The sequence below is a fragment of the Candidatus Spyradosoma sp. SGI.093 genome (assembly GCF_050314555.1).
Lineage (GTDB): Bacteria > Verrucomicrobiota > Verrucomicrobiia > Opitutales > UBA953 > Spyradosoma.
On sequence record NZ_JBNPNH010000012.1, the window covers coordinates 1 to 20,695 of the forward strand.

Annotated in this window: 22 protein-coding genes; 8 read left to right on the plus strand and 14 right to left on the minus strand. The window is 63.0% G+C overall.

The genetic code is table 11. The features are described from left to right. From ACQREB_RS08565 to ACQREB_RS08600, 8 genes are all read left to right on the plus strand, one after another. A partial coding sequence (locus ACQREB_RS08565) for an RHS repeat-associated core domain-containing protein (RefSeq protein WP_427767716.1) occupies positions 1-657 on the plus strand: 657 nt, incomplete at its 5' end. Next, positions 654-1,178 carry a DUF3841 domain-containing protein gene (locus ACQREB_RS08570; protein ID WP_427767719.1) on the plus strand — a complete coding sequence of 175 codons (525 nt, stop codon included), beginning with the start codon at positions 654-656 and terminating at the stop codon, positions 1,176-1,178. The genes ACQREB_RS08565 and ACQREB_RS08570, both read left to right, overlap by 4 nt. A 1-nt stretch (position 1,179) precedes the next feature. Next, positions 1,180-1,392, plus strand: a complete 213-nt coding sequence (locus ACQREB_RS08575) for a hypothetical protein (RefSeq protein ID WP_427767721.1) — start codon at positions 1,180-1,182, stop codon at positions 1,390-1,392. Further along, the gene (locus ACQREB_RS08580) at positions 1,389-2,015 is read left to right on the plus strand and encodes a hypothetical protein (RefSeq protein WP_427767724.1); all 627 of its coding nucleotides are present in this window, start codon (positions 1,389-1,391) and stop codon (positions 2,013-2,015) included. The genes ACQREB_RS08575 and ACQREB_RS08580 overlap by 4 nt, the downstream gene beginning before the upstream one ends. Positions 2,016-2,062: 47 nt before the next feature. After that, the gene (locus ACQREB_RS08585; RefSeq protein WP_427767727.1) at positions 2,063-2,728 is read left to right on the plus strand and encodes a hypothetical protein; all 666 of its coding nucleotides are present in this window, start codon (positions 2,063-2,065) and stop codon (positions 2,726-2,728) included. Then, the gene (locus ACQREB_RS08590; protein WP_427767729.1) at positions 2,725-3,648 is read left to right on the plus strand and encodes a hypothetical protein; all 924 of its coding nucleotides are present in this window, start codon (positions 2,725-2,727) and stop codon (positions 3,646-3,648) included. Before ACQREB_RS08585 ends, ACQREB_RS08590 begins: the two co-directional genes overlap by 4 nt. Further along, positions 3,645-5,168: an ATP-binding protein gene (locus ACQREB_RS08595; protein ID WP_427767732.1), complete on the plus strand. Its 1,524-nt coding sequence runs from the start codon at positions 3,645-3,647 to the stop codon at positions 5,166-5,168. The genes ACQREB_RS08590 and ACQREB_RS08595 overlap by 4 nt, the downstream gene beginning before the upstream one ends. Further along, positions 5,165-5,899, plus strand: coding sequence for a response regulator transcription factor (locus tag ACQREB_RS08600; RefSeq protein ID WP_427767734.1), 735 nt, complete (start codon positions 5,165-5,167; stop codon positions 5,897-5,899). Before ACQREB_RS08595 ends, ACQREB_RS08600 begins: the two co-directional genes overlap by 4 nt. Before the next feature lie 76 nt (positions 5,900-5,975). On the opposite strand, the gene ACQREB_RS08605 is transcribed toward ACQREB_RS08600, so the two are convergent. The 14 genes from ACQREB_RS08605 to ACQREB_RS08670 all read right to left on the minus strand — a co-directional run bounded on the left by ACQREB_RS08605 (position 5,976) and on the right by ACQREB_RS08670 (position 20,422). Further along, positions 5,976-7,010 carry a thioredoxin family protein gene (locus ACQREB_RS08605; RefSeq protein WP_427767736.1) on the minus strand — a complete coding sequence of 345 codons (1,035 nt, stop codon included), beginning with the start codon at positions 7,008-7,010 and terminating at the stop codon, positions 5,976-5,978. A gap of 109 nt (positions 7,011-7,119) precedes the next feature. Then, positions 7,120-8,664 carry a bifunctional phosphoribosylaminoimidazolecarboxamide formyltransferase/IMP cyclohydrolase gene (purH, locus tag ACQREB_RS08610; RefSeq protein ID WP_427767739.1) on the minus strand — a complete coding sequence of 515 codons (1,545 nt, stop codon included), beginning with the start codon at positions 8,662-8,664 and terminating at the stop codon, positions 7,120-7,122. A 73-nt stretch (positions 8,665-8,737) separates the two neighbouring features. Next, a complete protein-coding gene (locus tag ACQREB_RS08615) occupies positions 8,738-9,703 on the minus strand; it encodes a hypothetical protein (protein ID WP_427767742.1) in 966 nt (321 codons plus the stop codon). Positions 9,704-9,748: 45 nt separating this feature from the next. Then, positions 9,749-10,612 (minus strand): hypothetical protein, encoded by an 864-nt coding sequence (locus ACQREB_RS08620; RefSeq protein ID WP_427767745.1) that lies wholly within the window; start codon positions 10,610-10,612, stop codon positions 9,749-9,751. A 20-nt stretch (positions 10,613-10,632) separates the two neighbouring features. Continuing rightward, positions 10,633-11,163, minus strand: coding sequence for a LysM peptidoglycan-binding domain-containing protein (locus ACQREB_RS08625; protein WP_427767748.1), 531 nt, complete (start codon positions 11,161-11,163; stop codon positions 10,633-10,635). Between the two features lie 13 nt (positions 11,164-11,176). Beyond that, positions 11,177-12,946: a caspase family protein gene (locus tag ACQREB_RS08630; protein WP_427767750.1), complete on the minus strand. Its 1,770-nt coding sequence runs from the start codon at positions 12,944-12,946 to the stop codon at positions 11,177-11,179. 20 nt (positions 12,947-12,966) lie between these two features. Then, positions 12,967-13,773 carry a DUF4384 domain-containing protein gene (locus ACQREB_RS08635; protein WP_427767752.1) on the minus strand — a complete coding sequence of 269 codons (807 nt, stop codon included), beginning with the start codon at positions 13,771-13,773 and terminating at the stop codon, positions 12,967-12,969. A gap of 101 nt (positions 13,774-13,874) precedes the next feature. Beyond that, positions 13,875-14,471: a hypothetical protein gene (locus ACQREB_RS08640; protein WP_427767754.1), complete on the minus strand. Its 597-nt coding sequence runs from the start codon at positions 14,469-14,471 to the stop codon at positions 13,875-13,877. 38 nt (positions 14,472-14,509) lie between these two features. Continuing rightward, positions 14,510-15,022: a hypothetical protein gene (locus tag ACQREB_RS08645; protein WP_427767756.1), complete on the minus strand. Its 513-nt coding sequence runs from the start codon at positions 15,020-15,022 to the stop codon at positions 14,510-14,512. After that, positions 15,019-16,362 (minus strand): LysM peptidoglycan-binding domain-containing protein, encoded by a 1,344-nt coding sequence (locus ACQREB_RS08650; RefSeq protein ID WP_427767759.1) that lies wholly within the window; start codon positions 16,360-16,362, stop codon positions 15,019-15,021. The genes ACQREB_RS08645 and ACQREB_RS08650 overlap by 4 nt, the downstream gene beginning before the upstream one ends. Before the next feature lie 115 nt (positions 16,363-16,477). Then, positions 16,478-17,356: a hypothetical protein gene (locus ACQREB_RS08655; RefSeq protein WP_427767762.1), complete on the minus strand. Its 879-nt coding sequence runs from the start codon at positions 17,354-17,356 to the stop codon at positions 16,478-16,480. Between the two features lie 54 nt (positions 17,357-17,410). Beyond that, positions 17,411-17,995, minus strand: coding sequence for a hypothetical protein (locus ACQREB_RS08660; protein ID WP_427767764.1), 585 nt, complete (start codon positions 17,993-17,995; stop codon positions 17,411-17,413). 59 nt (positions 17,996-18,054) lie between these two features. After that, a complete protein-coding gene (locus ACQREB_RS08665) occupies positions 18,055-18,645 on the minus strand; it encodes a hypothetical protein (protein ID WP_427767767.1) in 591 nt (196 codons plus the stop codon). Positions 18,646-18,694: 49 nt separating this feature from the next. Beyond that, positions 18,695-20,422, minus strand: a complete 1,728-nt coding sequence (locus ACQREB_RS08670) for a hypothetical protein (RefSeq protein WP_427767770.1) — start codon at positions 20,420-20,422, stop codon at positions 18,695-18,697. Between the last annotated feature and the right edge of the window lie 273 nt (positions 20,423-20,695).

Below are 20,695 nucleotides of genomic sequence, written 5' to 3' on the forward strand. Positions count from 1 at the left end.
CCCGAAGAATCGACCGCGACGCGCCCGCTCGCGATCAACGTCCTCGGCGACAACCTCTATTTCCCGACGATCGACTTGACGAAAAACGTCTGCGAGCTGGTCGATTTCTACGGGAACACCGCCGCGACCTACGACTACGCCCCCTTCGGCGCCGTCACGACGGGAACGCCTTCCGGCGCTTCCGTTCCCGCGAACCCGTTCCAATGGTCTTCGGAAGTTTACGACGATGAGTTGGGTCTCGTCTATTACAACTACCGCCACTACTCGCCCGCCGACGGCAGGTGGATTAGCCGCGACCCCATCGAGGAACAGGGTGGGCTCAACCTTTACACGATCTGTGGAAATCGTGTTTCCACTCTTACGGATTGGCGAGGAGAGATATCATCTTTAAGTGCCTGTTTTAACACCCCTGCTATGTTTCTATGTTGTTTAGAAGCAAAGATTATCACATGGGGCAGTTTGACTGGAAAGTATGCAGGAAAGTCTGGCTCAAAAGAATTGATCAAGATTTTGGAGCGTTGGGGCGGGAAAATCGTGAAAGGAGGAAAAGGCAGTCACACCAAAGTACTGATGCCTAACGGGAAGACTGTTATTGTTCCGGTAAATCCCGCAAATGGAACAGTGAAATCCATTTTGAAAACAGCAACAAGTAAATGAGGCTTTATACAATACAAACAGCAGACTTGCTTCCGATAGAAGAGGACTACTACGCGTCGTTTCAATTTGTCCAGAGAAATCCATTTTCTTGCGACGATATTCCTCTCTATAAGTGGATGTTCGAAAAGTTGTCTTCCCCGCTCAAGAAATCGGGAACGGCGCCCGTTTGGTGTTGGCAGAAATGGAACGACCGTTCCGATGCGCCGGATCTTCGATACGCAGGCCATGCTCCGCGCGGAACACGCTGCTGCCGAATGGAAATGGAAGTTCCGGAAGAGCATGTTTTGCTTTCGCAATTTGAGATGTGGTGTTGGGTTTTGAACGGATGGAACATCATCAAAAATGAAAAGCAGCGAAAGGCTCCGCCATTTTCTTTGGAGGAATCGTGGATGAATATATTTGATCTTGAGTTTGGTTCGGAGTTCATGTGGGGGAAAAAACAGAATCGTTCTATTCAGGCGATAATTCCATGCATAAAGCCGGAGTGGATTATACGAATGAAAATTTTTATTGCACGGTAAAATGATCTATCGCGATTTCGAGAACGATTTTGTAAAAATTGAATCTGCTCAATGTTCAAAAGGAATCTGTCAAATTTCTGGCCCACTTGATTTTTATGCGGAAGCGTATGTTCGAGCACAATTATTAGGTTTTAATATGGATGTCGGCATATCAGGAAGCGAATCTGCAGGAGTCAAAACTGTTACCTTTAAAAATCCCATCAATCTCTTATGAGAGCCGTCAATACTGATTCGACCCTTTTCTGCGCAGCAGCAAACGGCTTTTTCGTTCTATGTTCAGGAATCTTTACGAAATTATTTTTTGGAGACTTTATGTTTTCGGCTTGCTTATATCAATTCATCCTCTCCATTTTTGCAAATGGAATTTGGGGGAGACTTGTTCTGCTCCTTGGAATTCTCTCTCTCTTAAGATCAAGAATTTTCAAACAAAACCGTGATGATGAGCGCTCGTGGAAATTTTCTCTAAAATTCACGGCTCCATCTCTTTTTCTTCCACCGATTGCTTTCGGTTGTTTATTATGGATTTTCCTAGATGATCGCTCTCATGCTTTAATTCTCGCTTCTTTTTTTGCGACAGGAATAGGTTTTGTTTTTGCAGGCTTCGGGATTTTGAGACCTCTTTCTGTTTCCCCTTTAGTGCGAGAAGACTGCCCATTGTTCGATCCGCCGCTTTTTAAGCGAAATCCCGGCGAGAACATCAGCTCGTGGGAGTTTTTGCCCTCCGTCTTGCTTCGTAGGCTTAAATCCTTTAAACATATCTGTTCGAGATATTCAATCGGACGAGGCTTATTCAGATTTTTCAAAGAGCTCTTTTCGTCGATAGGACATCCGCTTTAATGTTTAAAAAGTTTTTTATAGCCAGAAGCACGGGAACGAGGCTGTATATGCGTCGTCACGATGCGCTCGGTCGCGCTTCCGCGCGGACGCAGACGCGCGGGAGCGCCGCCGCGCGCTCGGACGCCTTCGGGTACAACGCGCGCTCGGAGCTGACTTCGACGACGCTCGGTTCCGACGCGTACGCCTACGCGTTCGACTACGTCGGCAACCGCGGCACGGCGACGGAAAAAGACGCGTCGCTCTCCTACGTGACGAACAATCTGAATCAGTACACGTCCAGGGGAGAGGCGGCATTCTTGCCGCTTCCCGAAAACCCCTCCGAAAGCGATTCCGAACAAAGCGACAGGAATGTCGCTTCTCCCCTGAATTCTTCTCCGACGTTCTCTCCGGCCTACGACGCCGACGGGAACGCGACTTTGGTTCAGACTTCCACGGGAACGTGGTCGATCGCCTACAACGGCGAGAACCGTCCGATCCGCTTCGAAAACGCGGCGACGCAGACCGTCGTCGAGTGCGCCTACGATTCGCAGGGACGCCGCTTCTCCTCGGGTTCCCGCGGAAAAGCGAAAAGAAGCGTTGCGTTCCCCGTTTCGCGCCGTTTTTTTGAGAGAGCGATGAAGATTTCCAAAAAAGTTGCCGCGTGCCGCGCGGCGTCGGGGGCCGTTCCCGCGCGGGCGGGGCGGGGATCCGGTTTTTCGCGGAGCCGCCGATGATCCGTTTCGGCAGGGAGTCGCGTTTTCTCCTGGCGGGCGTCTGTCTCGCGGGGCTCGTCGCGTGGAGTTTTTTCGGGCAGTGCGAGGCGCTGTTTCTGCGCGAATCGCGTCTGGCGGCGGTTTTCGGCGGGAGCGCGTCCTTCGGGGACGTCGTTTCCTCGGAACTCCCGCTTTTCGGGCTGTGGATCGCGGCGGGCGTCGCGTCTGCGGCGGCGTTCGGGGCGGCGCTGCTGAATTCCCGCGAGGACGCGCGGCTGGGCGCCGCGGCTTCGGCCGCCGCGCGCGCGGCGGAGGAGTCCTGCGCCCGCGCGGAAGCGTGTCTCGGGGCGCGCGGGGCTTCTTCTCCGGATTCCCGGGAGACGCTTGCCGCGCTGCGTGAGGCGAACGCCCGCGCGGAGCTGGGGGCGGAAAACGCGCTGCTCTTCTTTCGCGTCCGCGAGTGCCGCGCCGCGGCGAGGGCGCGCCGGTTTTCGGTCGAGCGTCTCGCCGAATGCGTTTCGAGCCGCGCGTTCGCGCGTCTGGCGGCTTCGGGAATCGATTCGGAGCTGGACGTCGCGCCGGATCTCCGCGGGGCGGAGGCGGAGACGTCTCCGGGCTTCATCGAGCTGATCGCGCTCAATTTCGCGGACGTCGCGTCGCGCGGCGCGTCCGACGGGCTTTTCCGCGTCTCGCTGCGCCGCGAGGGCGGGGCGCTGCGCTTCGATTTTTCGGACGAGGACGGCGGGCTTTTCGCGGAAGCGCGGGCGCGTTTCGTCGCTTCGGATTCGCGTCTTCCCGACGCGGAGGCGGAAATCCCGGAGCTCGGTTTCGCGGCGGCGCGGGCGTTCGCGCGGGAGCTCGGCGGTTCTCTGGAGCTTGAGGAGGAATCCGCCGGCGCGGGCGTCGTCTTTTCACTGCGTCTTCCCTGTCTTGTACGATGAAGCGCGTTTTCGAGAGAGGTCTTTTCCGCGAAGCCGCGTGGGCGTGCGCGTTCGCGGCGGTCGCGTCGGCGACTTTGTGGGGAGCGTTCCGTCTCGGCGAAGACGTTTTTTCCGCGCGCGTTCCCGACGTCCGCGCCGCCTTCGAGGCGCGCCGCGAAGCCTGCGCGCGGGAGCTGAAGCGCGTCTGGCGCGAGGCGCTTTCGGAGCTCGACGCCGGCGGGGATCCCGCGCTTTTCCGCGGCGCGACGCTCGCCGCGTGCGTCGTCCGTGAGCCGGCGGGAACGCGCGCGCCGCAGATCGAGTCCGAAACGGGAGACGCCGCCGCGCTGCGGGCGCTGCTGCCGCGCGCGCTGGCGCGGGAACGGGAACGCCTTTCTCCGGACGCGCCGGCGCGGTTCCGCCCGCTCCTGCTCGCGCACGTTTCCGAGGACGGCGGGGCGGCGGGGAAAATCCGCCACGCGCTTTTTCTGGTGCGGCGCGTCGGCGTTTCGGGCGAGGACGGATTTTCGGTGCGGCTGCTCGACGTTCCCGCGCTGGACCGCGCGCTTTCGCGGAGCCTTCGGGGCGTCTCGCCGTCGGCGCACGTCGCGTTCGCCGCGCCGCGCGGGCCGCTGAAGGTCGAGGGCGGGGAAATCTACGAAGCTTACGCGCCGTGGCGCCTGCCCGATCCCGCGCGCGAGAATCTGGAAGGGTATCCCGTGCGGCTGAGCGCGGCGTTTTACGTCGCGGAGGGCGCGCCCGCGGCGTCGTGGAAGGCGCTGATCTTTCCGGCGGGGATCGCGGCGTTTTTCGTCTTCGCGTACGTGCTTTGGAGACGGCGCGCGCTGCGGCGTCGCCGGTTTTTCGTCGAGGCGCTTTCGCACGAGCTGCGGGCGCCGCTGCTGCGGGAACGGCTGCTTTTGGACGCGTTCGAGGAAACGCCCGAAAGCGACGCCGGGACGCGGCGCCGTCTGCTGCGCGAGCTTGCGGAGAACCGCGCGACGATACGGCGCGTCGCGGAAAACGCGGGGCGGATCGCGCGTTTCGGACGCGCCTCCGCGGGCGGCGCGCGGCGGGAACGGCTGAGCGTCGGCGAGCTCGCGGAACGCGTCTGCGCCCGCGCGCGGGAACGGCTCGCCGAGAGCGGAGTGCGCGCGCGTCTGCGCGTCGAGCCGGAGCTGCGGGAACGCCGCGTCCGCGCGGACGCCGAGGCAATCGGGCAGATTCTCTTCAATCTCGCGGACAACGCCGCGAAGTACGCGCCCGGCGCCGCCGCGGAAATCGAGTTCTCCCGCCGCGGGAACGCGCTCGAAATCCGTTTCGCGGACGACGGCCCCGGGCTGCCCGCGGAGGCGCGCGCGCGGATTTTTTCCGAGTTCGTCCGCGGCGGAGACGTTCCCGCGGAAACGCCCGGCTCCGGCATGGGACTGGCGGTGGCGCGCCGTCTGGCCCGGGAGCAGGGCGGGGAGCTCGTCGCGGAAGATTCTTGTTCCGCCGGCGCGGCGTTTCGGCTTAGAATCCCGCTTCGGAGATTTTTATGAAAGAAAGCGCGCGCGTTCCCGTTTTGCTGCTGCTCGAAGACGACCTCGGGCTGCGGGAGCGTCTCGCGAAAAAACTCGCCGCGGAGGGCTTCGGCGTCGAAGAGGCGGGAGACGTCGCGGAAGCGCGCTATCTGCTGGGCGTGCGCGGGTTCGACGCGCTGGTGACGGACGTCATGCTGCCCGACGGGAACGGAATCGAGCTGCTGCGGGAAATCCGCGGGCGCGACGCGGCTTTTCCCGTGATCGTGCTCACGGCGTTCGGCGGAGTCGAAGGCTGCCTGCGCGGCTTCGGGCACGGAGCGGACGATTACGTCCTCAAGCCCGTCGACGCGCGCGAGCTCGCCGCCCGCGTGCGCAACGCGCTGCGCCGGATTCGGCGTGCGCCCGAAGTTCCCGTGCTGGCGGAAAGCGGGGCGGACGCGCCCGTGCTGCGGCTCGAGGACGGCGGCGTCTTCGACCTGCGCGCGCGGGAATACCGCCGCGGGGCGGCGCGGGCGGCGCTTTCGACGCGGGAATGCGCGCTGCTGCGCTGTCTCGCGGAGCGCCGCGGCGGCGTCGTTTCGGAGGCGGAACTCCTCGTGCGCGTCTGGCGGAAGGACGCCCGCGAGGCGGATTCCGCGCGCGTCCGTTCGCTCGTCTCACGTCTGCGCAGGAAGGTCGGCGGCGACGCCGGAATCCGCGCGGTTTACGGTCAGGGCTACGCGCTGAAGGCGGAAGACTTGGCTTCTTAAAGCTTAGAGGTTAGAGGTGAGAACGCAAAGGAGGGCGACCGGGACGGCCGCCCTCCTTTGCGTTCCCGCGGGGCGCTCAGTCTTCGAAGATCGGCGCGGCGGGTTTTTCGTCGGCGCGCGAGGCGGCGTCGAGTTCGTCCGCGACGTCGAGCTGCATCTTCACCTGCGCGAAGAGCTTTTCGAGCAGGCCCTTGACTTCGCCGTGCTTGGTGGCGTCCGCGGTCTTCTTCAGCTCTTCCGCGATCGCCTTGAGCTCGGCGTAGCGCGTCTTGACGATTTCGCCGAAGATCTTTTTCCCGAGATTCGGGTTCTTGCGGTCTTCGGGGCTCATTTCCTTGTATTTCGCCTGGGCTTCCTTGTAGAGCTCGGAAAAGATCTCGTCGCATTTTTTCGAGAGCGGGAAATAGACCGTGAAGAGCGGGTAGCCGTCGCGCAGCCCCTTGCTTCCGTCGGGATCGAAGTTGAGGACTTCGCGGACGAGCGTCGCGTTCCGCCCCTGTTCTTCCGCGTTCATGAAGCGCACCACGGCGTCGATTTTCCGGACGCGTTCTTCCGTTCCCGGCTTCAGCGCTTCGATTTCCTTTTTCAGCGCGGCGAGCTTGCGGGCGTCTTCGAGCAGGACTTCGAGATGGGCGACGTAAAGCTCCGCGCCGCCGCGGCGGTAGCCTGTCTTGGCGAGCTCGGCGCCCTCGGCGTCCAGAATCAGCACGGTCGGGAAGCCGCGGATTCCGTAGCGTTCGACCAGATCGGCGTTCTGTTTCGCCGTCGCGGGCGAAACCAGCTTCTTGTTCTGCGGAGAGTCGATGAAGACGAGCACGAACTTGTCCTTCACGCCGTTCAGGAATTCTTTTTTGGAAAGGACTTCCTTTTCGAGGCGGATGCACCAGCCGCACCAGTCCGAGCCGGTGAAGTCCACGAAAAGCAGCTTGTTTTCCGCGGCGGCGAGTTTTTTGGCGGCTTCGAAATCGTCGAGCCAGCCGGCGGGCGTGGACGTCGCGCGCGCGGTTTTTTCGGCGGCGGCTTCGGGCGCGGCGGCGGTTTGAGCGGAGGCGCACAGCGCCGTTCCCGCGAAAAGGCTCCCTGCGAGGAGCGAGAAAAGGATTTTCTTCATTTGGAGGAGAATCTGATTTTTTGTTTCGGGAAAGAAAAAGCGTTCCCGCGGAAGGGTTTCGTTCATCGGCTTCCGCGGGAACGCTCTTCGCTTCGGGCGTTCGTCGGTCTCAGTGGCGGAAATGGCGGTGGCCGGTGAAGATCATCGCCATGCCGCGCTCGTTCGCGGCGTCGATGACTTCCTGGTCGCGCACGGAGCCGCCCGGCTGAATCGCCGCCGTCGCGCCCGCGTCCGCCGCGGCGAGCAGGCCGTCCGCGAACGGGAAGAACGCGTCGCTGGCGATGATCGAGCCCTTGAGCGAAAGCCCCGCCTCGCCCGCCTTCCACACGGCGATGCGCGAGGAATCGACGCGCGACATCTGCCCGGCGCCGATGCCGAGCGTGCGCTCGCAGCCCGCGTACACGATGGCGTTGGACTTCACGTGCTTGACGACCTTCCAGCCGAAGAGCATCGCGCGCAGCTCCTCGTCGGTCGGCGCGCGCTTCGTCACCACCTTGTAGGCGCTCGGGTCGATGGGCTTGAGGTCGCGTTCCTGCACGAGCACGCCGCCGATCGCGTAGCGCACGTCGTAGAGCTTGTCCGCCGAAATCGGCTTGACCTGCTCCATGAGGCGCAGGTTCTTCTTTTTCGCGAAGATTTCGCGCGCCTCCGCCGAGAACGACGGCGCGATGATGACTTCGGAGAAGATGTGCGCGATGCGCTCGGCGAGCGCCTTGTCCACTTCGCGGTTGGCGACGATGATGCCGCCGAAGGGGGCCTGCTTGTCCGTCTCGAACGCCTGGTCCCAGGCCTCGGCGAGCGTTCCCGCCGTGGCGATGCCGCACGGGTTCGTGTGCTTGAGAATGCCGACGGTCGGGCGGTCGAACTCGGCGATGAGATTCGTCGCGCCCGTGATGTCGAGAATGTTGTTGAAGCTCAGCTCCTTGCCCTGGAGCTGGTTGAAGAAGCTGTGGAAGTCGCCGAAGAGCTTGGCGCCCTGGTGCGGATTTTCGCCGTAGCGGAGCTCCTGCGCCGTCTTCAGGTTCAGGTTGAACTGACGCGGGAACGTCGGCGCGGTCGCGGCGCTCGGCACCTGTTTTTCAAGATAGTTCGCGATCGCGGCGTCGTAGGCGGCGGTGCGGGAGAAGACCTTGAGCGCGAGCTCGCGGCGGAACTCCGGCAGCGCGGCGGGATCGCCGTCCATCGCCGCGAGCACGCGGGAATAGTCCGCGGGATCGGTGACGACGAAGACGCTCTGGTGGTTCTTCGCGGCGGAACGCAGCATCGACGGGCCGCCGATGTCGATGTTCTCGATCGCGTCCTCGAACGCGCAGTCCGGCTTGGCGACGGTCGCCTCGAACGGATAAAGATTCACGACGACCATGTCGATCATCGGAATGTCGAGCTTCGCGGCCTGTTCCATGTGCGCGGGAAGGTCGCGGCGGCAGAGCAGCCCGCCGTGCACGCGCGGGTGAAGCGTCTTCACGCGCCCGTCCATGATTTCGGGGAAGCCGGTGTGCTCGCTCACGTCGGTGACGGGCAGCCCGCCTTCGCGGAGCATTTTTGCGGTGCCGCCCGTGGAGAGCAGCTTGTAGCCGTGTTTTTCTACGAGGACCTTGGCGAAATCCAAAAGCCCGGTTTTGTCGCTGACGGACAGAAGCGCGATTTTCTGCATAGTGCCGACGAGTAAAAACCTTTTCCCCCGGGAACGCAAGGAGCGAAGGCGGGAACGCCCCGACGGGCGTTCCTCACTCCTCGCCGCCGTCAGTCTCCTCGGCGGGGCGGACGATGTTGCCGATCGCGATTTCGTAGTCCGGATCGGATTCGATGACCTTCAGCTTGGAGAATTTCGGCTGGCAGGAAGTCACCTTCGCCCTGCCGATTTCGGTTGTGTCGAAACCGCTGGATTCGCCCGTCTCCGGATCGAACATTTCGTCGGACTTTTCGTAGATCACGTAGATCTGTCCTTTGGCGATGTCCGTGCCCTTGCCTTTGTTGATGGAAATCAGGCCCTTTTTGTCGATGCCGATGATCTGCGCGGGCGCGAGCTGATCGACGATCGTGAAGGCGATTTTCTTGCAGAGCTCCTCCGCCGTCGTCATGAAGGCTTCTTCGGTCTTGGAGCCGCCCTCCGTACCCCAGTCCACGCCCGTGGACGCCGTGAAGACGCGCTTGACCTTCACCGGCGTCGCCTCCTTGGAGACGCCCTTCGCCGCGTCGAGCAGGCTCACGTCCGCGGCGAGCGTGATCGTGCGCTGCTCCACCTTGGAGCCGCGGACGATTTTTTTCGCGCGGAAATCATTGAAGAAGCTGACGCTGACGGAAAGCGGATACTTCACGGAGCGGAACGAGGCGACGATCTCCTGGTCTATGCCCGCGAGCGTGCTGTCGCCGGATTCGATCGCCTTGATGCACATGTTGATGCCGTCGTCGCCGGGAACGACGTCGAGCTTGCGCGTCTGGGTGATGTAGGTGCCGATCTTTTTCGGCATCGCCTGCATGATGTTCTCGAAGGCTTCACGCGCGTTGTTCTTGCGCACCAGCGCGAGCACTGCCGGCGTCGCCGTGGGCTCGCCGATGCACGTCGTCGGTTTCTTGAGCGCGGGCGCCTTGGCGGCGGCGGGAGCGGCGGCGGGCGCGTCTTGGGCGAGGGCGGGAGCGCCCGTGAAGACGGCGAGCGCGGCGGCGATGAGGAGGAATTTTGCGTGTTTCATGACGGTTTGCGTTTGATTGTTTTTTTTCGGTTGAAAATTCGGTTTTCAGAAGCGCGCGTCGGGTTTCCGTTTCAGGAAGATCGAGACGACGAGCGTCAGCGCCCAGACGAGCAGCATCATCAGCAGCGTGAAGACGAGCAGCGAATAGACGACGTGGTTGTACTGCGTGAGCGCGTAGGTGATCTTCATCGAAAAGTCGCCGAGCCACGCCGTGCAGAGGTTGAACAGGAAAATGAAGCCGAGCAGCATCAGCGCGGGAACGCCGCAGTGCCGGACGTCCGGCGGGCTGAGGCGCATGTGCGCGCCGATGCAGAAGATCAGGTAAAGGCAGACGAGCGTCAGCGGATTCTTCAGCGTCTCGACCGAGAACGCGTCGAAGAACAGCGAGCAGCCCGCCGCGGCGACGTCGCCCGCGTAGGCGAGCGCCTCCCCGAAGCTCGAAAAGCTCTGTTCCCGCGCGACGGAGACGCCGAGCGCGTCGAGCTTTTCCGGTCCGAGCACGAGGAACGACAGAAGCACGATCGCGAGCGTGCCGACCCAGATCGGTCCCGTGCCGATGAAGAGATTGCCGATTTGCTGGAAACGGCTTTCGGGATTGTAGGAGTGATTGACGTAGCCGAGCGTGCCGTCCTTCGGCCCGAACCAGCAGACTTCGGTGACCTCGTGTCCGAAAAGCTTCGCGAAGACGACGTGCCCGAACTCGTGCAGCGCCGTTCCCGGAGCGGTGAAGTACGTGTAGAAATCGCCGAAGCGCGCCCAGCCCTCGACGCGGATCTTCTGGCTCAGATACTGCGTGAGAAAGCCGAAGACGATCGCGGGGCCGAAGACGAGCGCGATCTGCCCGAGCGTGTAGTTGCAGGCGCGCTGCAGATATTCGATGACGAAGGTGAAGATTTCTTGTCCTGACATGGCGTTTCAGATGTTGAAGTTCATTCGCTCTTCGCGGGAACGCGGATTTTCTGGCCGCGCCGGAGCTTCGCGAAATCGACGTCGGGATTCACTTCCCGCAGCTCCTCCGGCGTGCAGCGCAGCTTTTTCGCGATGCGGACGGCGGTGTCGCCGGCGACGCAGGCGTAGAAGCGTTCCTGCTTCACCATCGCGGAGGGGAAGATCGGCGAAAGAAACTTGAATCGGCGCGAGTTCGGGTTGTTGCGGTACGGCGTGAACAGCGCGTAGAGCTCCTCGCGCCCGAGGCGCGCGCCGTTCGCGGCGAGGATCTCCGCCGCCTCGAAGTTTTCCGTGACGATCACGTAGTGCAGGCAGGAGCTGCCGTCGGGCATGCGCGCGTCGGGATTTTCGCGCGCGAGCGCGGCGAGCCGCGCGTGGTCGATCGGCTTTTTCGTCAGCTCCGCGCAGACGGGCGAGACGGCGGGCGTTCCCGCGCAGGCGCACAGTAGCGCGCAGAGCGCCGTTCCCGCGAGCGCGGCGGCGAGGCGTTTCGTGAAGATTCCGTGTTTCATCGCGCGCGCCTCCTCATCGGACGGTGATTTCCGCCCAGGCGTCGCCGAGCTCCTCGGACGGCGTCGCGGTCGCGGTCTGTTCCGCGTCGAAGCGCACCGTCGCCGTGCGCTTCACCTGTTCTTCGAGATAATCCGCGAGCTCGGCGTAGCCGACGTTCCCGCGCGTCTCCTTGATTTTTTTCAGCAGAAAATACGTGAAGAGCCCGTGCGAATTTTCCGGGAAGCGGCGCGGCGACTCCTCCGCGAGCGCGGAACGGAACACGACGGACCTGCCCGCGGGAACGGCGTCGGAGAGCTCGACGAGCGTCTTGCCGCCGCCGCTCTTGCCTTCGCTTTTCGTGCTCGTGAAGCAGATTTCCGAATCGATGAAGACGGTGACGAGCTTCGCGCGCAGCGAGCCGAGCTCCTCGTAAAGTTCCTTGAGTTTGAAGCCTCCGCCGACGCCGTCCGCCGGGCGGCAGTCCGTCGGCAGAAGGTATTCGTTGCCGTAGCGGTCGGCGACGGATTTGCCGACGTAGAAGAAAATGATTTCCGCGTCCGGGAACGCCTTCGCGCGTGCGGCGAGGTCGCGCACGGCGCGGCGCATGTGCCCGAGACTGTTGTTCTTGCTGCGCGAAACGCGTTCCCGCGGAATGCCGAGCGTCTTCTCGCAGTATTTCTCGAACGCGTAGCCGTCTTCGCCGGCGAAGAGCACGTTCGCGGAATTTTCGTAGGTCTCGTTCACGAGAATGCACGCGAAGCGCGCGCGGTCGGGCTGCGGCTTCAGCGCGGGAACGCCGCGGTCCACGTCGGAGAGCACGGAGCGCGGCGGAATTTCGATCGGCTCCGCGCCGCCCGGGAGCGTGACCTCGAAGCCCGCGTAGCGCGTGTCCGCCTCGTAAACCGCGTCGGGATCCGCGCGATAGACTTTGCCGTCGGGCATGACGAAATCCGCGCCGCGCAGCGTGATGCGGTCGCTCTTGCCGACGCCGTAGTCGGGCGCGAGGATCTTCGCGCGCGGGAAATTTTCGCGGAAGAGCGCCGCCTCCCTGCGCGGCACGGGAACGAGCGCGCCGCCGAACTTCGCGTGCGAAAGCAGAAACGCGCTGTTGTCCGCGTCGTATTTCACGATTCTGAAGTCCGCGGGCGAAAGCGCCGCGTCCCCGCGCTCGGAGACGAAGCGCGCGGCGGCGAGGCGGCGCAGTTCCTCGACCTTGAGCTGCAGCTTTTCGTCCGTCGTGCGCGCGCGCCAGTCCTGCGTCGTTTCGTATTCTTTTTTCGGATACCAGAACGAAAGATAATTGTTCACGGAGCGCTGCGCGTAGTCGCGGAAGGACTCGGAGGACGTTTCGTCCGCGCGGACGATTTCGCGCGAATCGAGATAAAAAGCGGCGAGCCCGAGCGTGCGCGCGTCGGTGATTTCCGCCGGGCGGGCGCGCGGGAACACGGGAACGCCGCGCGCGTCGATGAGATTCCAACCGTCGTCGCAGCGCACGCTCGCGTAGGGCGTTCCCGCCGGCGTCGCGGTGAAGTCGCGCGCGGCGCGCAGATTCATCGCCGTGAGCGTGAGGCCTTCCGCGCCGACGTAGCCGTAGCGGTCGCCGAGCCGCATCGCGCAGATGCCGTGGGAAAACCTGCCCGCGCCGTCGAACACGGCGGGAGCGACGATTTCGCCGTCTTCGGTCATCAGCCCGACGGCGCCCGTCTCGGCGGAGCGGAACGCGATCACGTTCCCGCCCGCTCCCGCGGACGCGGGAACGGCGGAGAACGCCGCGAAAAACAGAACTGCGGAAAAAAGTTTCATCGTTTCGGTCTTCGGTCTCGTCAGTGGTCCGCCTTCCGTTCGCCCTGAACGGAGAACGGGAACACGCGGAAGAAGCGTTCGTCCGCGGGAACGTCCGCGAGCCACGCGTTGATTGCGTCGGCGGAGACGAGGCCCGAGGGCGGCGCGAAGAACGGCACGTTCTTTTTCGTGAGCACGAACATCAGCACGCCCTGTTCGCGGGCGACGCCGTCCTTCGTCTTCATGATCGTGAACGGCGGGAGCGCGAACGGCTCGCCTTCCTTCACGGCGTTCTTGCGGAAAGTGCGGTTCGGGAAGACGCGCGCGCCGCCGAGACGCGCGTTCAGCAGAAAGACGTTCAGATACGCGTCCTGCGAAGGCGTGACGGAGAACTTCACGCGCTCGCCGTCGCGGTAGTCCGCGCGCGCGCCCGCGACGGCGCACGCGAATTCCGGGTCGGGCTTTTCGTCGAGCTTTTCGACGCAGACTTCCGCCTCGCAGAACACCCGCAGCGTTCCCGCGGGAGACGACGCGCCGAGCTTTTCGATGACCCAGCCGGATTTCTTCACGGCGAAATTGCGGATGACGCCCTGCGTCGTCTGAAACGTGAGGCTGGAAAAACCTTCGCCCGCCTCGGAATCGAGCACGGCGCTCTCCCACGACTTCACTTCGACGCCGACGACGCGCTGCAGCGCGTCCTTGCGCGCCGCCTCGAACGCGCGGTCCATCGCCTCGCGCGGCGAAATCTCGTCGTCGATCTCGACGTAATGCGAGCCCGACGCGGCGACCGTCTCGCGCGCTCCCGCGGACGCGGGCAAAGCCGCAAGCGAACAGAGAATAACGAACAATGAATAACGCAGTGCGCTCGGCTTCTCCGAAATGAATTTTGAAAACATTTTCCGCAATGCGTTATTCATTGTTCACTGTTCGTCATTCGTTTGCGGGCGAGTTATTTCGCCGCCGCGACGGCCTGCTGGATGCGGGCCTTCATCGCGGCGCGCTTTTCGGCGGACATCGTGGCGGGAGCCTTGGAGTCGATCGCCTTCATCATTTCCTCGGCGACGTCGGCCTTCGCCATTTCAACGCCGATCGTGTATTCGATCTCGCCGTTGCCGGCGTCCGTCCAGACGGGCTTGCCGTACTCGTTCATGTTCTTGATCAGCTCGTTGACCTTGGAGGAGACGGTCTGCTTGAAGAACTCGGCGTCTTCCGCCGTCTGAAGCACGTCGCCGTCTTCGCGGGCGACCGCCGTGGTGCGCGTCGTCGTCGAGGTTTCTTCGACTGCGATGACGTTGCGGATCTTGGTCGCGAGGTTGGCGCGCGCGGCGTTGAACGCGATGGTGCGCGCGGTGTTGCGGTTCGGCGACTTGCCGTAGCCGACGGCGCGGAAGTGCGTTTCCGTGTTGTTCGCGCTGATCGGTTCTCCGACGTAGGTCTGCGTCGGCTTGACGGGCGTGACGTTCATGCCGTCGTTGCTCGCGCAGCCGGCGAGAAACGCGGAGGCGGCGAGCGCCGCGATCGCGGAGATTTTGATGTTCTTGTTCATTGGATTTTTGATTTTAGGTTTGCGGTTGGTTGAAAATTTCAAAGGTTTTCGAGGAGCTTCCGCGGCGCGTTTTCGCGTTCGCGCGCCTCCGCCCGCCTGGCGTTCTCGAGCGCGCGCTTCGCCTGTTCGAGCGCGGCGTCGCAGTTCGCGATTTCGCGGCGGAGACTTTCGACGCGTTCCCGCAGCTCCGAAATCAGCCCTTCGTCCGCGTTCTGCGCGCGGAGTTCCGCGATGCGCTTTTCCGTGTCCTGCACGTGGCGCTGCGCGGTCTTTTTGCGCAGGCTGAGCTCGAAGATCACGTTCTTCGCGCGCTCGCTCGGCGGGAGTTTCGCGGCGGTCGGCTCGGGGCGCGCCGGCGTCTCGACCGCGGGAACGGGCGCGACGGCGGGAACGCTCTCGGACGCGGCGACGGGAACGGCTTCGGGAGCTTCCGCGGAATCCTTTTCCGCGAAGCGCGTTCCCGCGTAAAACGCGAGCCCGATCGCGACGAGCACCAGCGCCAGAACGAACTTGAACGCGCCCGCGACGCATTTCGTCAGCGCGCCGATCATCGCGGGCCTCCTTTCGGAATGTTCAGGACTTCCCCGCGCGAGAGCCCGGAGAAATTCACGCCCGGATTCGCCGCGCGCAGCGCCGCCTCCGTGCAGCCGAGCTTCGCCGCGATCGCCGCCGCCGAATAGTCGCCCGCGCCGACTTCATACGTCGTCTTCTCGCCGGGGATGAAGACTTCGTCGTCCTCGTCCCGCGGCGCGGCCGCGCCGCGCGCGCTTTCGGGCACCTTCAGCGTCTGTCCGACTCTCAGCGTCGCGTCGGAAACGCCCGGATTCGCCTCGACGAGCGCCGCCTTCGTGCAGCCGAGCTTCTTCGCGATCGTCGCGAGGCGCTCGCCGCGCGCGACCGTATGCGCCGCCGGCTTCTCGTTCACGCCGAAAAAGCTGTTCTTGATCGCCTTGCGGATCTTTCCCGCCTCGGCGCGGTAGGCTTCGAGACGATTCGTCTCGCGCGCCTCCGCCTCGGAGTTGCCCGCTTCCTGCGCCTGACGGATCTTGAGCTTGATTTCGATCGTCTTGTTTTCCATGTCGCGGAGTTTTTCGTGGTCGCCGAAGCACTTGGATTTGGCGAAGCTCGAAATTTCCGCGTTCTCGAAGCTCGTGAAGTCGTCCGGAAGAATCGCCGGCTTCGGCGGCTTGGGCGGCGTCGGCGGCAAGGGAACGTCCACCGTTACCGCGTTCGTGCCGCCCGGCGTTCCCGTGGGCGGAGGTTCCGGTTGCCTGATTTCCGGTTTCTCGGGCTCGGCGTCGTCCGTCGAGCGCAGTTCATAGATTGCGAAGCCGAGCACGCCCGCGACGACGAGCGCCGCCGCGCCCAGCCAGCCGAAGCGGTTCTGTTCTCGCGGCTTGACGACGACGACCTTCTCCGGCGTTTCGGCGGCGGCTTTTTTCGGCGGCGCCGATTTGAAGTAGCCTTTCGAAATCTTGAATTCGAGCATCTGCTCGATCGCCTGCGGCTTGGAGAAATTCACGGTGTCGCCCGCGTTGATCTTCTTGAACGGCTCGAGCGCCCGCGGCAGGCCTTCCGGATATTTGAAGCCTTCCGCCATCACGGGAACGATGTTTTTGCCGAGCTCCATCGCGTAGGCGATTTCGCGCCCGACGTAGTCGTGCTCCGGATCCGTGATGCAGCGGTCGAGCGCCCCCGGCGTGAGCAGGACGAGCACGTCCGTGCTGGCGCGGATCGAGACCGCGATCTTGGTCTCGAAGTCCTCCGAGCCGATGGAGTCGCCGTCGAAAAAGACGCGATAGCCGCGGTTGCGCAGACGGCTCGCGATGCGGTCCGCCTCGGCGACGCCGCCGTCGCGACGATAAGAAACGAAAATGTCGTATTCGCTCATGATTTTTGTCTTGTCCGTTTTCTCGCGTTCCCGCGAAAGGACGCCGTGCGGGCGCGGCGCGCGCGTTTCCCTTGAACCGTCAGCGTGAAACGCACGCGTCGCGACCGCATGACGCTTAAATGCCGAGCTCCTTGAGATCCGCGTCGTATTCGGTCGTGACCGCGGCTCCCTTCGCGAGCGCGTCGAGCGCCTGATCGCCGCCGTCCATCTCCATGTAAACGGTGCTCACGTCCACGTATTTGTTGATGGCTTCCTGGTCGAAGTTGATTTCTTCGAGGGTCTTCCCGGCCTCCGCCATTTCCTTGTTCGCGGTGAGCGATTCGATCGCCATTTCGAGCTCGAACGCCTTCTTCTCGGCGACGAGGATCGCGTTCTGATACTGCACGTTCACGCCGTTGGTCTTGTCGGAAATGAGCTGGGCGAGTTCGGAGCGTTTTTTGATCTTCACGAGATACTGCTTCATCTTCAGCTGCTTCGTGCGCGCGCCTTTGTAGGGGAAATCCGCGACCCACGCCGTCGGCTTGCCCTTGTATTTTTCGTCCGCCGCCTTGTAGGCGTCCACCGCCTGCTGCAGCAGCGTCTTGAGACCGTCCGCCTTCGCCTGGTTTTCGTCCACCTTGCGCTGGAGCTCGAGCTGCTTCACGCGCATCGTTCCTTCGCGGGCCTTGATGGATTCGTGCTTTTCCTTCGCGTCCGCGACCGCGGTCGTGAAGTAGCGGATCGGATCCTTGCGGATCATCGTCATGTCCCAGGTGAGCGGGGCGTTCGGATCGTTTTTCTTTTCGGCGGGCGCGGGAGCCGGCTCGGGAGCGGGAGTCTGCGGCGCGGGCGCGGGCTGCTGTGCCTGCACGGGCGCGGGAGCGGGTTGAGCCGCAGGCGGCTGAGTCTGCGCGGCGGGCGCCTTCACGGCGTTCTTTTCCGCCTCGACGACGAAGTCCGGCTTTTTCCCGGTCGCGAAGGTGTAGGCGACGACGCCGACGGCGAGGAGCCCCACGAGAGAGAATTGTTTTGGTCATGTTTTTTGCTTTCTTTTGTTAGTTTTTTGAAATTAGTCTTCGCGCGGGAGCATGAAGACGTCCGCGTCGCTCCAGACGACCTCGTCGCCGTCGAGGAGCTTGAGTTCGAGGCGGTAATCGATGCTCGCGACTTTGCGGGCGGTGCTCGAAACGCGCCCGTAGAGCGTGAAGTCCGAAACGCGCGGTTCGGTGATATCGATGATTTCGTTCTGCGTTTCCGCGTGATTGCTCTTCAGACCCTTGTTCACTTCCTTTACGATCCGACTTTCGTCCGCGACGCAGGAACGCGAGAGCAGCAGCATCGCGCCGGAGTCGTTGAGCTTCTCCGCGAAGTTTTCCGCCAGACGCGCGTAGTTGACGCCGCTCGCGCGGTTGCGCGAATCGAGCTTCTCCGTGTCGGTGGTGGGGTTGACGGAGAACGTCGGCTTCTCGCCCTCGTAGGCGCTCGCGATCTCGTCGAGCGCGCCCGAGGCGCGGAACTTGGCGTAGAGCGCGTCGGAGCTCGCGTCGACGTCCGACTGCGAGAGCAGAATCACTTTGGGCGCGCTTGTGCACGCGGTGAAGAACAGTGCGCACAGGCAGATCGCGCCAGAGAGAATCTTGGATGCGGTTTTCATGAAGCGGGATTCGTTTTTTCGGAAATGTTTTTTTGCTTTCTTTTGTTAGTTTTTTGAAATTAGTCTTTGCGCGGGAGCATGAAGACGTCCGCGTCGCTCCAGACGACCTCGTCGCCGTCGAGGAGCTCGAGTCCGAGGCGGTAATCGATGCTCACGACGCCGGCGACTTTGCGGACGGTGCTCGAAACGCGCCCGTAGAGCGTGAAGTCCGTTCCCGTGTTTGTCGTGATGTCGTCCACGTCGTCTTGAGTGTTGGCGTAGTTGTTTCCTATCCCCTTGCGTATTTTTTTTATGATTGCTCCGTCGGTCGCGACGCGGGAACGCGAGCGCAGCAGCATCGCGCCGGAGGCGTTGAGCTTCTCCGCGAAGTTTTCCGCCAGACGCGCGTAGTTGACGCCGCTCGCGCGGTTGCGCGAATCGAGCTTCTCCGTGTCGGTGCGGTTGACGGAGAACGTCGGCTTCTCGCCCTCGTAGGCGCTCGCGATCTCGTCGAGCGCGCCCGAGGCGCAGAACTTGGCGTAGAGCGCGTCGGAGCTCGCGTCGACGTCCGACTGCGAGAGCAGAATCACTTTGGGCGCGCTCGTGCACGCGGTGAAGAACAGTGCGCACAGGCAGATCGCGCCAGAGAGAATCTTGGATGCGGTTTTCATGAAGCGGGATTCGTTTTTTCGGAAATTCGTTCGCGCGGGAACGCCCGCGTCATTTCGCGGGCGCTCCCGACGGGCGCGGCGGCGCGGAGAGGCGCTTCACGGGCTCGGCGGAAACGCTGCCGTCGGGCTTCAGCGTGAAGACCTGCACGACGGCGGGCCAATACTTGTCCGCCTTGTAAATGCGGACGATGTTCACGCCTTTCGCGGGAACGGAGACGGATTCGCCGCTGATGTCGAGCTGTCCGTTCGCGGGCGTCGCGAGACGCGCGACGGAGATCGTGCGCGGCATGTAGTTCCACGTGCGCGTGTTGGGCTTGGAGAGTTCGATCGGCTCCGCCGCGACGGCGACGGACGCCATGAAGCCGCGCACCGCGAGATTCACTCCGAGCGCGTTCCCGCTTTCGAGCGAGCTGTTCAGCGCGACCAGCGAACCGCCGATGGCGGCGCCTCGGGCGACGACGCGCCCGATGATTTCGTACGTGAACGCGGTCGCGTAATCGAGCGTTTCCGCTTTCAGGCGACGATCCATGAGCACGTCGAAGTCCGTGAGCGGCGTCGGCTCGACGCCGTTGACGGTGAGCGCGGGCGCCTTGCCGCGGGAGTGGAGCACGGGCAGATATCCGGTCGCCTTGTCCGTCATCGCGGCGGTCGCGGCGAGCGCGTATTCCGTGCCGATGACGTGGCAGGCCTCGTGCTTGGCGGCGAGGTTCGCCGCGAGCGTGACGATGCCGCCGACGGCGAGATTCAGCGCCTTCGGAACCTTCAGGTCCACGGACTTCATGCCGATCGCGGGAGCGTGTCCCCCTTCGTAGACGACGTAAGTGAGATTCGGCTCCGCCATCGCCGCGTCCGGCTGCTCGGGATCGTCGCTGAACGCGATCGCGTTCGCCTCGCTCACGCTCGACGAGAGCGCCGCCTTCATGTAGTTGCGCATCGTGTCCTGCAGCAGCATGTTGTCCGGAAGAATTTCGAGCGCGGACTCGAGCTGTCCCGCGGCGATTTCGAAGTCCGCCGGCGAAGCCGCATTGTGGGCGATGACGATTGCCGAGAGCCAGCGCGCGTAGGGATTGATGTAAACGGAGCGTTTCGTTTCGGCGGGAACGTCGATCATCAGATCCGCGTCCGTGTAGCCCATCGCGCGGAGCGATTCTTCCGCGGACTTGCGCGGCGAGATGGAAAGCTTCAGTTCGTCGGTGAGCGTGAGTTCCATCGGTTCCGCCGAATCCGCGATGAGAGCGTCTTCGCTTTTCCGCTTGCGGTCGATCATCGTCTTCTGCGTCTCGACGAGCGCCTTCGCCTTCACGGCGATTTCGGCGCCCGACGTTCCCGAGCCGAGCGCGTTGTAAACCTGCAGGACGGGCACCATGAGCGCTTCCTGCATCGTCGGTTCGTAGTCGCCGGAAATAAGATTGCCGAGGCGGGCGGAAAGGGACTTGTCCTCGTCCTCGCGGCGCGTGCCTTCGTCGATCATCGCCTGAGCGTTGTCCAGATAATACGCGGACGCGGCGAACTCGCCGTTCACGCCGGCGATGGAGCCCGCGTTGAGCATCCAGCGGAGCGGATCCTTCGCGGTCTCCACCTTGTCGGAGGAGCCGGCGGGATAGCCGGCGTCGCGCTGGATTTCGACCGAGGCGGTCTGCAGGTCGCCGCTTTCCCACGCGGGGCGGATTTTCGTGTAGTCGGGTCGAGTGGCGCAGCCGGCGAAGATGAGCGCGGTGAGCGCGATCAGCGCGGGCGCTGCGGCGCGACGAGAATTTGAGCTTTTGTTTTTGGTCATTGAGCTTTTGTTTTTGGTTATGGTCAAAAAGGGTTTCGCAGGACGGACTTCGCGCGGAACGAAGCGATTCCGTCCAGAAGCGTTGAAAAGATTGTTGTCTTGCTGTTCTGCTGTCAACAGTTAAGTTGTGGACGAGGCGCGGCGGATTTCCTTTTTCGCCCGGAAAACGACTGTGAATCGGTTTTTCTGAAATCAGCAGTCTTGCCGGGAAAACGGGAACGAAAATCCGGAAACCGCGCCGCCGACGGAGCGCGGGGAAGCGGCGTTCGCCCC